Origin of the sequence: Parerythrobacter aestuarii, from assembly GCF_030140925.1 — a bacterium.
Classification (GTDB): Bacteria; Pseudomonadota; Alphaproteobacteria; order Sphingomonadales; family Sphingomonadaceae; genus Parerythrobacter; species Parerythrobacter aestuarii.
Genome location: NZ_JARBWD010000001.1, coordinates 2,050,742 through 2,063,941, shown reverse-complemented (window position 1 = coordinate 2,063,941; position 13,200 = coordinate 2,050,742). Strand labels below are relative to the sequence as shown.

At 63.0% G+C, this 13,200-nt stretch carries 12 protein-coding genes; 10 read left to right on the top strand and 2 right to left on the bottom strand.

The window, feature by feature from the left end:
- The first annotated feature begins 4 nt into the window (after positions 1-4).
- The 3 genes from guaB to QPW08_RS10070 all read left to right on the top strand — a co-directional run bounded on the left by guaB (position 5) and on the right by QPW08_RS10070 (position 3,319).
- Positions 5-1,468: an IMP dehydrogenase gene (gene guaB / locus QPW08_RS10080; RefSeq protein WP_284125683.1), complete on the top strand. Its 1,464-nt coding sequence runs from the start codon at positions 5-7 to the stop codon at positions 1,466-1,468.
- Between the two features lie 106 nt (positions 1,469-1,574).
- The gene (locus QPW08_RS10075) at positions 1,575-2,756 is read left to right on the top strand and encodes an RsmB/NOP family class I SAM-dependent RNA methyltransferase (protein WP_284125682.1); all 1,182 of its coding nucleotides are present in this window, start codon (positions 1,575-1,577) and stop codon (positions 2,754-2,756) included.
- 59 nt (positions 2,757-2,815) lie between these two features.
- Positions 2,816-3,319 carry a tetratricopeptide repeat protein gene (locus tag QPW08_RS10070; RefSeq protein ID WP_284125681.1) on the top strand — a complete coding sequence of 168 codons (504 nt, stop codon included), beginning with the start codon at positions 2,816-2,818 and terminating at the stop codon, positions 3,317-3,319.
- A 15-nt stretch (positions 3,320-3,334) separates the two neighbouring features.
- Here the strand turns inward: QPW08_RS10070 and QPW08_RS10065 are convergent, their stop codons facing one another.
- Together QPW08_RS10065 and QPW08_RS10060 are read right to left on the bottom strand one after the other, a co-directional pair.
- A complete protein-coding gene (locus QPW08_RS10065) occupies positions 3,335-3,808 on the bottom strand; it encodes an RNA pyrophosphohydrolase (protein WP_284125680.1) in 474 nt (157 codons plus the stop codon).
- Positions 3,805-4,755 (bottom strand): alpha/beta hydrolase, encoded by a 951-nt coding sequence (locus QPW08_RS10060; protein WP_284125679.1) that lies wholly within the window; start codon positions 4,753-4,755, stop codon positions 3,805-3,807. The genes QPW08_RS10065 and QPW08_RS10060 overlap by 4 nt, the downstream gene beginning before the upstream one ends.
- Before the next feature lie 167 nt (positions 4,756-4,922).
- On the opposite strand from QPW08_RS10060, the gene QPW08_RS10055 reads away from it, so the two are divergent.
- The 7 genes from QPW08_RS10055 (at position 4,923) to QPW08_RS10025 (ending at position 13,195) form a co-directional block, all read left to right on the top strand.
- Positions 4,923-6,788, top strand: coding sequence for a 2-oxoacid:acceptor oxidoreductase subunit alpha (locus QPW08_RS10055; protein WP_284125678.1), 1,866 nt, complete (start codon positions 4,923-4,925; stop codon positions 6,786-6,788).
- Between the two features lie 2 nt (positions 6,789-6,790).
- On the top strand, positions 6,791-7,141 hold the full coding sequence (locus tag QPW08_RS10050; protein ID WP_284125677.1) for a hypothetical protein: 351 nt from the start codon (positions 6,791-6,793) through the stop codon (positions 7,139-7,141).
- A complete protein-coding gene (locus tag QPW08_RS10045) occupies positions 7,125-8,171 on the top strand; it encodes a 2-oxoacid:ferredoxin oxidoreductase subunit beta (protein ID WP_284125676.1) in 1,047 nt (348 codons plus the stop codon). Before QPW08_RS10050 ends, QPW08_RS10045 begins: the two co-directional genes overlap by 17 nt.
- Before the next feature lie 9 nt (positions 8,172-8,180).
- Positions 8,181-9,146 (top strand): metal-dependent hydrolase, encoded by a 966-nt coding sequence (locus tag QPW08_RS10040; protein ID WP_284125675.1) that lies wholly within the window; start codon positions 8,181-8,183, stop codon positions 9,144-9,146.
- Between the two features lie 118 nt (positions 9,147-9,264).
- Positions 9,265-10,644, top strand: coding sequence for a cryptochrome/photolyase family protein (locus QPW08_RS10035; RefSeq protein ID WP_284125674.1), 1,380 nt, complete (start codon positions 9,265-9,267; stop codon positions 10,642-10,644).
- A gap of 52 nt (positions 10,645-10,696) precedes the next feature.
- The gene (locus QPW08_RS10030) at positions 10,697-11,941 is read left to right on the top strand and encodes an SAM-dependent methyltransferase (RefSeq protein ID WP_284125673.1); all 1,245 of its coding nucleotides are present in this window, start codon (positions 10,697-10,699) and stop codon (positions 11,939-11,941) included.
- A 27-nt stretch (positions 11,942-11,968) separates the two neighbouring features.
- On the top strand, positions 11,969-13,195 hold the full coding sequence (locus QPW08_RS10025) for a serine hydrolase domain-containing protein (protein WP_284125672.1): 1,227 nt from the start codon (positions 11,969-11,971) through the stop codon (positions 13,193-13,195).
- The last annotated feature ends 5 nt before the right edge of the window (positions 13,196-13,200 follow it).

The following is a 13,200-nucleotide window of genomic DNA, read 5'->3' as shown; positions in this document are numbered from 1 at the left end:
CCTCGTGCCCATCAAAGACATTCCCCTCGGCCTGACCTTCGACGACGTGCTGCTGCGCCCGGCGGAAAGCGAAGTGCTTCCCTCCATGGCAGACACCAGCACCCGCCTGACGCGCGAGATCGCGCTCAACATCCCGGTGATTTCTGCCGCCATGGACACTGTGACCGAAGCCGACATGGCTATCGCCATGGCGCAGATGGGCGGCATTGGCGTACTTCACCGTAACCTCGAAATTGCCGAGCAATGTGCAGCCGTGCGCGCGGTCAAGCGCTTTGAAAGCGGCATGGTTGTGAACCCGATCACCATCACGCCGGATGCGTCCCTTGGTGATGCGCAGGCGATCATGGAACAGAACCGCATCAGCGGTATCCCGGTAACCGATGGCTCAGGCAGGCTGGTTGGCATCCTGACCAACCGCGACGTGCGTTTTGCCGAGAATCCCGGCCAGCCGGTGCGCGAGCTGATGACGACGGACAACCTCGCCACTGTCCCGCTTGGTACCAGCCAGGAGGAGGCACGCCGCTTGCTGCACCAGCGCCGGATCGAGAAGCTGCTGGTGGTGGATGACGATGGCAAGTGCGTCGGCCTGATCACCGTCAAGGATATCGAAAAGGCCGTGAATTATCCCGATGCCACCAAGGATATCGGCGGGCGCCTGCGCGTGGCCGCGGCGACGACCGTTGGCGACAAGGGCTTCGAGCGCACAGCGGCGCTGATCGATGCCGAAGTCGACGTGATCATCATCGACACTGCGCATGGCCACAACAAGGATGTGGCGCGCGCGGTCGAGCGGGCCAAGACGCTCAGCAATTCGGTCCAGATCGTGGCCGGCAATGTCGCCACGGCGGAAGCCACCCGCGCGCTGATCGATGCCGGGGCAGATGCGGTGAAGGTCGGCATCGGGCCGGGCTCGATCTGCACCACCCGCGTTGTCGCGGGCGTCGGCGTACCGCAGCTGACCGCGATCATGGAAAGCGCTGAGGAAGCGGCGAAGTCCAATGTCCCGATCATCGGCGACGGCGGCCTGCGAACCAGCGGCGATGCGGCCAAGGCGCTTGCCGCCGGGGCTTCGACCGTGATGATCGGCTCTATGCTGGCGGGGACCGAAGAAGCGCCGGGCGAAACCTTCATCTACCAGGGCCGCAGCTACAAGAGCTATCGCGGCATGGGCAGCGTCGGCGCAATGGCGCGTGGCTCGGCTGACCGCTATTTCCAGCAGGACGTCTCCGCGCTCAAGCTGGTGCCGGAAGGGATCGAAGGCCAGGTACCCTACAAGGGTCCGGCCAAGGATGTCGTCCACCAGCTCGTCGGCGGGATCAAGGCGGCGATGGGCTATACCGGTAGCAAGTCCATCGAGGATCTGCGCACCCGCGCGCAGTTCGTGCGCATCACCAACGCCGGGCTGACCGAGAGCCATGTCCATGATGTCTCGATCACCCGCGAGGCACCGAACTATCCAACAAGATGACATCGAATATGCCATCTTGTGAGTCCCCGCGAAGGCGGGGACCTCAGGCCGCCTGGTTGAACATAGCTGCCCGAGACCCCCGCCTTCGCGAGGGATCACAGCCGATATGACCCCCGCCGCGCGGGTGCAGGCCGCAATCGAGATCCTCGACCGCGTGATTGAAGCCGCGCGCAGTGAAGGCGCGCCGGCCGATCGCATCATCGCCGACTGGGCCCGCAGCAATCGCTATGCCGGAAGCAAGGACCGCCGCGCGGTACGTGAGCTGGTGTATGGCGCGGTGCGCCTGTGCGGGGAGGTTCCGGCTAATGGTCGTGCCGCCATGCTGCGGGTAGCCGCGAGCGATCCGGCGGTCCGCGATTGCTTCGATGGCTCAAACTATGGCCCGGCGCTGATTGGCGAGAATGAAGTGGCTGCGGAAGCTGGTGCGGTTCCAGGTTGGCTCCAGCGCGCATTGACCGCTTCCGGACTGGAAGACGCGGAGATTTCCGCCACGATGGATCGCGCACCATTGGATGTGCGGGTCAATACGATCAAGGCTGATCGGAACGGGATTGAACTGCCTGAGCACGGCGAAGAGCTGGCGCTGCCACAGGCCTTGCGTTTTGCATCGGGAACTCAAGTCGAACAATGGCCAGCTTACCGCGACGGCCAGATTGAAGTGCAGGACCTCGGCTCGCAAGCTGCCTGCCTTGTGGCTGAGGCGCAGCCAGGCGAAACCGTGATCGACCTGTGCGCCGGGGCAGGGGGCAAGACCCTTGCGCTGGCCGCGGCGATGGAAAACCGTGGCGTTCTGGTCGCCAGCGACACGGATCGCGGACGGTTATCGCGGCTGGCTCCGCGCGCTGAGCGAGCCGGGGCAGGCATGATCGAAGCCGTGCTGCTCAATCCCGGGCAGGAACTGGGAGCGCTCGCCCAACACCATGGCGCCGCCGATTGCGTCCTCGTCGACGCTCCGTGCTCCGGCACCGGCACTTGGCGGCGTAAGCCCGAGGCCAAGTGGCGGCTCACGCCTGAGCGGCTCCAGCGTTTTGCCGCGACTCAGGACCATATCCTCGATATCGCCGCGCAGCTGGTGAAACCGGGCGGACGGCTGGTGTTTGTCACTTGCTCACTGCTCGATGCCGAAGGGGCGGATCGCTTCAATGCCTTCCTTGCCCGCCACCCCGGGTGGCAAGCCGATGTTCCGCAGATCCCACTCGGCCGTTCACGCGGTAAGGGTTTGCGGTTGACCCCGTTCCATGACGGCACGGACGGGTTTTTCATCGCTCGCGCGACATTGCCATGCTAGCGCTGCGCGGTATGGTTGATGCTTCGTCACCTGCTAGTCTCCGCTGGAAGGACCTGATTATGCGTTTCGCTCCGGTTGCTGCCGCACTTTCGCTGTTTCTCGCCGTACAGGCCAGCGTGGGCCATGCCGGGGACACGACTCCCGATCCGCGCGCGGCACAGCTGATTGCCGAGGGGCGCGCCGCGCTTGCTGCCGGGCAACCACAAAGGGCCATCGACGCTTTCGAAGCTGCGCTGGCGGTCGACCCGGCCTATACGCCGATCTTCCTCGATCTCGCCGAGGCATCGCGCCGAGAAGGAATGCAGGGCAAGGCCATCCGCTATTATCGTGAAACCTTGAAACGCGATCCCGACAATTTTGCTGCAATGTCGGGAGAAGGGGCGGCACTGGTGGAGAAAGGAGCGGTCGAGAAGGCGCGCCTCAACCTGTCCCGTCTGCGGGCCCTGTGCGGCGAAAATTGCCCTGAGACCCAGCAACTCGCCACCGCCATCGCCCGCGGCCCACAACCGCGCGTGCTGCGCGCCGAAGCGGTGATGCCCGAGGCAGTGGTCACGCAGAACTAGGGGATTCGGCCCCCTTCAGACCAATTCCCGGAATGCCTCCAGCACCTTGCGGTAGACCTGCCGTTTGAACGGCACGATCATATCAGGCAGGTCCTCCGGGTCGGCCCATTTCCAGACTGAGAATTCCTGGTGGTCGTCGGCAGCAATATCGATGGCGTCGTCGCCGGCCGTGAACCGCGCGAGGTACCAGACCTGTTCCTGCCCACGATACTTCCCGCCCCAGATTCTGCCGAGAAGTTCAGGAGGCAAGTCATAGCGAACCGGTTCCTCCATCCGCTGGATGATGGTGACGTGTTCAGGGCTGAGGCCGGTCTCTTCCTGCAATTCGCGCAAGGCGGCGGACTCGGGTTCTTCGCCCTTGTCGATCCCACCCTGCGGCATCTGCCAGGCGTCGCTTTCCGGATTGTCGATCCGCTGGCCAACGAAGACCTTGCCGTCCATGTTCACCAGCATCACCCCGACACAGGGGCGATAGGGAAGATCCGTCATCCCTGCCTCGCAAGCATCATCTTCATCGCCGCGAAGACGTTCTCCAGGTCCTTCTGATAGCTCGGGACCGCCTGCCGCAAATTGGTGAAGCTATGGGTGCCGCCGTGTACTTCGATGAAGACATGGTCGATGCCGGCCCCGCTCAATGCAGCACCATAGTCACGACCCGAATCGCGGATCGGGTCTAGGCTCGCAGTCACGAGGACAGCAGGAGGTGTGCCCGCGTGATCACCGAGGATCGGCATCGCGCGCCAGTCAGTCTTGTCCGGTTGGTAGGCAGCTTCGAAGAATTCCATCGCCGCCTTGGTCAGCACGAAGCCTTCGGCGAATTGCTCGGTGCTTGCCGATCCTTGCCAGTCGCTGGCGAGCGGGAAAATCGGCACTTGCAGCAGCACCGGCACCGCTGCTGCCTCGCGCATCAGCGCCTGCGTTACGACGATTGTAGCATTGCCGCCCGCGCTGTCGCCGATAGGGACAAGTCCGGTAACGTTCCGACCGAGCTCGGCTGGCGAACCGGCGATCCAGCGAGTCGCAGCCACGCAATCCTCGATTGCTGCGGGGAAGGGTGCTTCGGGCGCGCAGCGATAATCGACAGCTACAACTGGCAAATCCATCTGGTACGCAATCTCTGTGCAGAGATTGTGGTGGGTGTCGAGATCGCCGATCACGAAGCCGCCGCCGTGGTAAAAACAGATCACCGGCCCGGGTTCGCGGCTTTCCCGCGCGTCATAGAGCCGCAACGGGATGTCGCCCGCCGGGCCCGGGCAGGCGAGGTTCCTGATCACCGCCAATTCGCGTGCAGGCGCATCGGCCATATCGTGCAGAGCCTGGTAGGCGGCGCGGGCTTCTTCAGTGGTGACTTCGTTGATTGGCGGCGCACCGGCGGCTTCCAGCAACGCCAGCAAGGCCTTCACATCGTCACGCACATATGGTCCGGATTCGCTCACAATCGTCTCTCCCTTTGGGACAAGAGAGATAGCGCGGATGGCAATCCTGTCCACTTTGCTGGTAGTAATCCGGACAGAAAAACTTGATTGCCCGGTTCGTTAGGCGCACCTAGGTGGCCAGCCCCGAAGGCTTTTCAGCGCGGCGGACACGCGTGAGAGGAAATTGTATGGCGACGCAGGCGGCCCTCAGCCCCGACCTTTCCGAAAATCCAGAAGCAGTTGTTGTTCGGTTTGCCGGCGACAGCGGCGATGGCATGCAGCTTACAGGCGGGCAGTTTACGCTCTCGACCGCTTTGGCGGGCAATGACCTTGCGACTTTCCCGGATTTTCCGGCGGAAATTCGGGCCCCGCAAGGCACTTTGTTCGGCGTATCGGCGTTCCAGATCAATTTCGGTAGCCGCGAGATTTCCACCGCCGGCGATGCGCCCGATGTGTTGGTGGCGATGAACCCGGCGGCGCTCAAGGTAAACCTCCCGGCGCTCAAGCCCGGTGGCTTGATCATTGCCGACACTGGCGAGTTTTCTAAGCGTAACCTCGACAAAGCCAAGTACGAGACCAACCCACTCGAAGATGGCAGCCTTGCCAAGTACAAAGTGCTGGCTTTCGATATCAGCGCGCTCACCATCGAAGCGGTCAAGGATTTCGGCCTTGGCAACAAGGACGCGCTGCGTTCGAAGAACATGTGGACGCTTGGCCTCGCGCTGTGGATGTTCGACCGTCCGCGCGATCCGATCCATGACTGGCTGAAGGCCAAGTTCAAGTCGAAGCCCGATATCGCCAACGCAAATATTGCCGCGCTCGATGCGGGTCATGCCTATGGCGAAACAGCGGAGCTCTCCGGCCCGCTCAGCCAGGTGCATGTTTCGCCGACCAAGAGCGAAGCAGGCCTGTGGCGCACCATAACCGGGGCAGAATCGGTCAGCCTCGGCTTGGTCGCCGGGGCGCAGCTGGCCGAGTTGCCGATGTTCTTTGGCGGCTATCCGATTACGCCTGCTTCAGCGATCCTGCACCATCTGGCAAGGCTCAAGGAGTACGACGTCACCACTTTCCAGGCGGAAGACGAGATTGCCGCGATCTGCGCCGCCATCGGGGCGAGCTGGGCGGGTAGCCTTGGCGTTACCTCGTCATCCGGCCCCGGTATTGCCTTGAAGGGTGAGGCGATGGGGCTTGCGATCATGACCGAGCTGCCGCTGGTGATCGTCAATTCGCAGCGCGGCGGGCCGTCAACTGGCTTGCCTACGAAGACCGAGCAGAGCGACCTGTACCAGGCGATCTATGGCCGCAATGGCGATGCGCCGATGCCGGTGATTGCTGCCAGCAGCCCGGCAGACGCGTTCGAATGCGCGATCGAGGCGGTGCGGATCGCGGTGCAATATATGACACCGGTGATGCTGCTGACCGACGGCTATATCGCGAACGCCGCCGAGCCGTGGAAGGTGCCCGATCCGGCCAGCTTCGAGCCGTTCCCGGCGACCTTCCTGACCGAGAAGAATGATGGCGACACCCTACTGCCCTACAAGCGCGATGCCAAGGGCGCGCGACCGTGGATCAAGCCCGGCACGCCCGACCTCATGCACCGCATCGGCGGGATCGAGAAGCATCAGGAAACCGGCAATATCGACTATTCGCCGGAGAACCACCAGGCGATGACCGACGCCCGCAAGGCCAAGGTTGACGGGATTGCCAATGACGTGCCCGCGCAAGGTTGCTGCCTGGGCGAAGCGGGTGCCAAACTCGCCGTAGTCGGCTGGGGTTCGACCTACGGCCCGATCCACCGCGCGGTGACGCAGGCGCGCGAGAAGGGCCACGACGTCGCCCATGTCCATTTCCGCCATGTCTGGCCGATGCCGAAGAACACCGGAGAGCTGCTCAGGAGCTTCGACAAGGTGTTGGTGCCGGAAATGAACACCGGCCAGTTCAAGACCGTGCTGCGCGACCAGTTCCTGATCGACGCCCAGCCGCTCAACAAGACCAACGGGCTGCCGTTCTATATCCACGAGCTGGAAGCGGCGATCGAGGAGGCGTTGGCATAACCATGGCATGGAAATATGCCTTGGCCTTCTACTTCGTATTGGCACTTGGTGCCCTGGCAATCGCTGCGCGCCTTGAATCGCTGTTGCTCGCAGCGGTTTTTGGCGTGCTGATGGCACCGATCAAACTGGGTACCGAATTGCTGTTCAAGGCTTGGATTCCTGGAGAACTTAACACTGCCGGCCAGCTGGTACTTGGAGGAATGGCAATCGCAGTGTTACTCGTGCCGATCCTGTGGTTTGGAGCCAGTTCAAGTCAGGTCATCGTGTACCTCGGTGCTGCCACCATCGCTCAATATTTTGTCCACACAATCATAGCCTATCAAGAAGGCAAGCCCAATGAACGCACCAGCTAAAATCGAAACCACCCTCAAGGACTGGGAAACCGACCAGGAGGTCCGCTGGTGCCCGGGCTGCGGGGACTATGCCATTCTCAAGGCGGTGCAGCGCACGCTGCCGCAGCTGGGATGCGATCCGACGAACACCGTTTTCATCAGCGGGATCGGCTGCTCCAGTCGCTTTCCCTATTACATGGAGACCTATGGCTTCCACACCATCCACGGCCGCGCCCCGGCGGTGGCGACGGGGGCCAAGCTGGCCAATCCCGATCTCGACGTGTGGCTGGTGACGGGTGACGGCGATGGCCTCTCCATCGGCGGCAACCACATGCTGCATGTGCTGCGGCGCAATGTGAACATGCAGATCATGCTGTTCAACAACGAGATATACGGCCTGACCAAGGGCCAGTTCTCGCCCACCAGCCGGATCGGGACACGCAGCCCCTCGACCCCGGTCGGTTCCGTCGATCGCCCCGCTAACCCGGCCAGCTTTGCGCTGGGAGCGGGCGCGCGCTTTGTCGGACGCGGCTTCGACGTTTCGAAGAACCTGCCCGATGTGCTGATGGCGGCGCACGCGCACCAGGGCGCGGCCTTCATCGAAATCTTCCAGAACTGCATTGTCTACAACAAGGATGTGTTCAACGATTTCGCCGCACCCAAGGGAGCGGAGGATCGCCAGCTGTGGCTCAAACACGGCGAACCCATGCTGTTCGGCAGTGAGAAGACCGGCGGGGTCAAGGGCATCGCGCTCGACCGCGAAGGGCTGGCGCTGACAGTGGTCGATGTCGAAGGTGACGACTGGCAGGCCGCCGGCGTGCTGGTGCATGACCAAACCAACCGCGTGGTGGCGCACTTGCTGGTCGAAATGCCGTTCGGCCCGTTCCCGATGGCGCTCGGCGTGATCTACGACGACCCGCGCCCGTCCTACGAGGCCGCAGTCGCCGAAGAACGCGAGAAAGCGACTGCAGGCAAGCAGGCGAATTTGGCGAAGCTGCTGGGTTCGGGCCAGACCTGGACTGTGGACGGGCCAGAAGGGCACCCGGCGTAGTCCCACGCCATGGACAACCTGACCCATAGCCTCGTCGGCGCATTGCTGGGGCAGGCGGGGCTCAAGACAAAGACCGGGCTCGCGATGCCTGCGTTGATCATCGGGGCGAACCTGCCCGATGTCGATGCGGCGTGCTTCTTCTGGCTGGAGGGCGCCGAGCATCTCGGCTTCCGGCGCGGGATTACGCATGGGCCGCCGGCACTGGTGCTGTTGCCGCTGATACTGGCGGGGCTGTTGTGGGGCTTTGACCGCTGGCAGGCGAGCCGGGGCAAGCGTCCCGAAGGACGGCTGCCGGTCAGCTTCAAATGGCTGTTCCTGCTCAGCTTCATCGCCTGCCTGACCCACCCGGCGCTCGACTGGCTCAATGTCTACGGCATTCGCCTGCTGGAGCCGTTCTCGAGCCAGTGGTTCTATGGCGACACGCTGTTCATCATCGATGTGTGGCTGTGGGCGATCATGGGCGTAGGCCTGTGGCTCTCGCTGCGGCGCGAGAAGCGGGGCGGGGAGTGGATGAAGCCCGCGCGGTGGGCGGGGGCAGTTTCGCTGGCGTATATTGGGTTGAACGGAGTGATTTCCACCTCCGCTGCGCAGAACGTCGAAAGTGAAATGTTGGGGCTAGGGCTCGAGCCTGAAACGGTTATAGCCAGCCCACTACCGGTCGTATTTTGGGAGCGGGAGCTCCTTGTGGGAGAGAAGGGCTATTGGGGCCAGTTTGACGGAGAAGCGGACACTCATACAGGTGTGGGGATCTCCGATCTTGCCGACCAATTCTGCGATCTTGATAGGGCTCTCGACGGGGCAAGCGTAACAAGAGAACTCGACGCCTTCCTCTTCTGGTCTCGCGCACCTTTTGCCGAACGAGCCGAAGACGGTTCGGTGTTGCTCCGTGATGCGCGGTTCTACGATCCGCTGGCACGGGATCGTTTCACTGTCGCGCTACCGGATGTGGAGTGTGAGGAACTTCCCGCCAAGTAGCGCGCTTCCCTACCAACACCGTTCGGGCTGAGCTTGTCGAAGCCCTGTTCTTCTTTCGAGAGCAACGGGCAGAAGCAAGGGCGGCCCTTCGACAGGCTCAGGGCGAACGGAGGTGGGTTTGAGTTCTCCCCAGATCGTATGGCTGCGGCGCGACTTGCGCATGGCGGACAATCCGGCGCTGTATCACGCGGCGCAGGCCGGGCCGGTGGTGGCAGTCTATGTGCTCGATGACGAGCGGGCCAAGTCCCACGCCTATGGTGGGGCATCGCGCTGGTGGTTGCATCATTCGCTGGAGAGCCTTTCCGCCAGCTTTGCGAAGCGCCACGCGAAGATCATCCTGCGGCGCGGCGATGAGGTGGAGGAGCTGTGCAAGGTCGCAGAGGAAATCGGTGCCGGGACGATCCACGCCAACCGCCACTACGAACCGTGGTGGCGCAAGGCGCAGTCGGAGCTCAAGGACAGGCTCGACCTGCAGCTTTACGATGCCAACTACCTGCTCCCGCCCGGCGCGGTGACGACGGGGTCGGGCAGCCCCTACAAGATTTACACTCCGTTCTCGAAAGCGACGCTGGAACAGCTCCCGCCGCGCGATGCGCTGCCCGAGCCGGAGACGCTGTCATCGCCCGACAGCTGGCCCGCGAGCGATGCGCTGGAGGACTGGGACCTGCTCCCCAGCAGGCCCGATTGGGCCGGCGGTTTGCGTGATTTCTGGACTGTCGGCGAAGCCGCAGCGCACGAGCGGCTGGAGTGGTGGGCGGATCATGTCGCCGACTATGACGAGGCGCGGAACTTGCCTTCGGTCGACAAGACCAGCCAGCTTTCGCCGCACCTGCATTTCGGCGAGATTTCAGCGGTGCAGGTCTGGCACGCGCTCAAGGGGCGGCGCGGTGATGGTTGGAAGACCTACGAGAAGGAACTGATCTGGCGCGACTACGCCCAGAACGTCATCTGCCAGTTCCCGGCCTATGCCACGCAAAGCTATCGCGAAGAATTCGACAAGCTCGAATGGCGCGATCACACCGGCGAGGCCGCCGCCGACCTCAAGGCCTGGCAGCAAGGCCGCACCGGCTACCCCATCGTCGATGCCGGCATGCGCCAGCTGTGGCAGACCGGCTGGATGCACAACCGCGTGCGCATGATCGCAGCGAGCTTCCTCATCAAGCATCTGCTGATCGACTGGCGCGTGGGCGAGCAGTGGTTCTGGGATACGCTGGTTGATGCCGATTACGGGTCCAACGGTGCCAACTGGCAATGGGTCGCAGGCACCGGGGTCGACAGCAACATGTTCGTGCGCATCATGGCCCCGCTGACGCAGAGCGAGAAATTCGATGCGGCGGGCTATATCCGCGAATACGTCCCCGAATTGAAGCACTTGCCCGACAGCGAGGTACATGATCCTGCCGAGGGGCGGCGCGGGCGCTATCCGGAAAAGATCATCGGCCACAAGCAAGGCCGCGAGCGCGCCCTTGCTGCGTACAAGGCGATGAAAGGCGACTGAAAATCCAGGAGCGCGCTTGCCCGCGTAAGCGGCGCGCGGCATATCTACATCCATGTCAGTTGGAAGGATGCAGCGAGGTAGGGATTTGCTAGCCGGGGCGGCGCGTTTCGAGCGCCCGCCGGGCCTCTTTGCACGCTTGCTCGCGCCCGGTTTCGGCAAGGTCCTCGACCAGATCGACAGGGGGCTGGATAAAGGCTCGATCACCGGCCACTTGCCCGATGGGACCACCCGCGTGCTGGGTGGGCGCAATCCCGGCTTTGACGCGGTTGTGAACCTCCACAGCTGGCGCGCACTGCTGCGGCTCGCCACCAGCGGCTCGATCGGCTGGTACCAGGCATGGGAAGCCGGCGAGTGGGACAGTCCGGACCTCGTGCCGGTGTTTGCCGTTTTTGGCGACAACGCGGCGTCTCTCGGGGACACCGGCCGGGCCCGCGGTCTGTGGCAGCGGGCGCTGCGGCAGGCGCACCGGCTCAACCGCAACACCCGCGAAGGTTCGGCCCGTAACATCCAGGCGCATTATGACATAGGCAACGATTTCTACGCTGCCTGGCTTGGCGAAACGATGACCTATTCCAGCGCGCTGTTCGCGCCGGGGGCCTCGCTCGACGACGCGCAGCGGGCGAAAGTCTCCGCAGTGCTCGACCGGATCGATCTCGAGCCGGGCAAATCCATGCTGGAAATCGGCTGTGGCTGGGGCACGCTGGCCAAGGCCGCGGCCGCGCGCGGGGCGCAGGTCGATGCCATCAGCCTCTCGGACGAACAGCTCGCGTGGGCAAGGAGGGGCGCGGGCGACGCGACCCGCTTCCTCAAGCAGGATTATCGCGATACAAATGGTCAATACGATGCCATCGCCAGCGTCGAGATGGTCGAGGCGCTGGGCCGCGAATACTGGCCGACCTTCATGGATTGCGTCGCGCGCAATTTGAGGCCGGGTGGCAAAGCCGCGATCCAGTATATCTCGATGGCGGAAGACAGCTTTGAAGCCTATGCCGACAGTGCAGATTTCATCCAGGCCTACATCTTCCCCGGGGGCCTGTTGATCCGCACCAGCGAATTCCGCGAGCTGGCTGAAGCTCGTGGGCTCACTTGGCAGAACAGAGTCGATTTTGGGCAGGATTACGCCCAGACGCTCAGAGCGTGGCGAAGCAATTTCGATCTGGCGGTAGAGCAGGGTACCCTGCCGGAAGGCTTCGACGAGCGGTTCCGGCAGCTATGGCGTTTTTACCTGCAATATTGCGAAGGCGGCTTCCGCAGCGGTTTCATCGATGTCCACCAGGTGACGCTGGTCAAGAGATAAGACAGAATACGGGTTGGGAGAGAAGCGATGAAGAAATGGATCCTGGCGGCGCTCGCAGTGCTCGGCGTTATGTTCGTGGTCGGATATTACTCACTCGACAAGGAGCAGCGCATGCTGCTCTCCAACCTGCCGACCGATCGCAACGTGCTGTTCTGGTCGGTCGAGCAGCGTGATGCCGCTTTCCGGTCGATGGACGCGCTGCCGGTGCTGGCGGAGACCCGCACGATCAAAGCGGGCGATAATCCCTATCCCCTGCCGGAAGGCCTGCCGCTGCAGCTGGACTACGACCTCGATGGCTATTTCAAGACCCAGCGGACCTCCGCGCTCGTCATTGTGCTCGACGGCAAGGTGGTGCTGGAGCGCTACGGACTCGACTTCGGGCCGCAGGGCAAGTGGACCAGTTTCTCCGTCGCCAAGAGCCTGACTTCAACCATGGTCGGCGCGGCAATCCAGGACGGCGCGATCGAGAGCGTGGACGACCCGGTGACCAAGTATATCGAAGGGCTGAAGGGTTCCGCCTATGACGATGTCTCAGTCAGGGAACTGCTGACCATGACTTCGGGGGTGAAGTGGAACGAGGATTACACCGATCCCAACTCCGATGTGGCCCTGTTCAACGAACACAAGGCCGAGGACGGACTCGATGTTACCGTCAGCTATATGCGGGGGCTCCCGCGCGAGGCACCGGCAGGCGATAAGTGGGTCTACAAGACCGGCGAGACCAACCTCATAGGCGTGCTGGTGAGCGAAGCCACAGGCAAGAAGCTGGCTGAGTACTTGTCAGAGAAGGTTTGGCAGCCGTTCGGGATGGAGCAGGACGCGACCTGGCTGCTGGGTTCGACCGGGCACGAGATCGCCGGCTGCTGCATCCAGGCCGCGACTCGAGACATGGCCCGCTTCGGGCTGTTCGTGATGGGCGGCGGTGTCGCTGGCGGCAAACAGGTGGTCCCGTCTGACTGGTTTGCCGCTGCGACCACCAAGCAGGCCGATATCGGCGCGCCGGGGCGTGGTTATGGCTACCAGTGGTGGACCAATGACGATGGCACTTTCGCGGCGCAGGGCATCTTCGGGCAGGGCATCTTCATAGATCCGGCCCGCAAGCTGGTGATCGCATCGAATTCGAACTGGCCCACTGCCACAGACCCTGAGGGTGTAGGCCCACAGCGTGAAGAGTTTTATCGTGCGGTGCAGTCTGCCGTCGACAAACGAGGTCCGCCGATCATGGCTGACAAGGAAGCCGTGGCTGCGGAGTAACTTGC

Coding starts and splice junctions, on each gene's coding strand:
- QPW08_RS10075 (WP_284125682.1), top strand. CDS start 1,575: ATGACCCCCGCCGCGCGGGTGCAGGCCGCAATCGAGATCCTCGACCGC.
- QPW08_RS10070 (WP_284125681.1), top strand. CDS start 2,816: ATGCGTTTCGCTCCGGTTGCTGCCGCACTTTCGCTGTTTCTCGCCGTA.
- QPW08_RS10025 (WP_284125672.1), top strand. CDS start 11,969: ATGAAGAAATGGATCCTGGCGGCGCTCGCAGTGCTCGGCGTTATGTTC.
- QPW08_RS10040 (WP_284125675.1), top strand. CDS start 8,181: ATGGACAACCTGACCCATAGCCTCGTCGGCGCATTGCTGGGGCAGGCG.
- QPW08_RS10030 (WP_284125673.1), top strand. CDS start 10,697: ATGTCAGTTGGAAGGATGCAGCGAGGTAGGGATTTGCTAGCCGGGGCG.
- QPW08_RS10055 (WP_284125678.1), top strand. CDS start 4,923: ATGGCGACGCAGGCGGCCCTCAGCCCCGACCTTTCCGAAAATCCAGAA.
- QPW08_RS10045 (WP_284125676.1), top strand. CDS start 7,125: ATGAACGCACCAGCTAAAATCGAAACCACCCTCAAGGACTGGGAAACC.
- QPW08_RS10065 (WP_284125680.1), bottom strand. CDS start 3,808: ATGACGGATCTTCCCTATCGCCCCTGTGTCGGGGTGATGCTGGTGAAC.
- QPW08_RS10050 (WP_284125677.1), top strand. CDS start 6,791: ATGGCATGGAAATATGCCTTGGCCTTCTACTTCGTATTGGCACTTGGT.